Below are 513 nucleotides of genomic sequence, written 5' to 3' on the forward strand. Positions count from 1 at the left end.
TCGTCCTGGGGGACAACATTTTCTACGGCCCCGGCTTGGGTTCGCAGCTGTCGCGCTTCGATTCCATCGACGGCGGCGCCGTCTTCGCTTACGAGGTCAAGGACCCCACCGCCTACGGTGTCATCGAATTCGACGACGCCGGCAGAGCGATCTCGCTGGAAGAGAAGCCGAAGGTCCCGAAGTCGAACTTCTCGGTGCCGGGCCTGTACTTCTACGACAACGACGTCATCACCATCGCCCGCGATCTGCAGCCCTCCGAGCGCGGGGAGTACGAGATCACCGACATCAACCGCCACTACCTCGATGCCGGGAAACTGTGCGTCGAAGTCCTGCCCCGCGGCACCGCCTGGCTCGATACCGGCACCTTCGATTCCCTGCTCGACGCGTCGAACTTCGTCCGTACCATCGAAGAACGCCAGGGCATGAAGATCGGCGCCCCCGAGGAGGTGTCGTGGCGTCGCGGGTTCATCACCGATGACGAACTGCGTGAGCGGGCGGAGAAGCTCGTCAAAT

General features: G+C 63.0%; 1 protein-coding gene. It reads left to right on the forward strand.

Annotation, left to right across the window (positions count from 1 at the left end; translation table 11 throughout):
* The coding region (locus tag RhoFasB10_RS25755; protein ID WP_277345911.1) for a sugar phosphate nucleotidyltransferase at positions 1-513 on the forward strand (513 nt) is incomplete at both ends.

Origin of the sequence: Rhodococcus sp. B10, assembly GCF_011770055.1 — a bacterium.
Classification (GTDB): domain Bacteria; phylum Actinomycetota; class Actinomycetes; order Mycobacteriales; family Mycobacteriaceae; genus Rhodococcoides; species Rhodococcoides kyotonensis_B.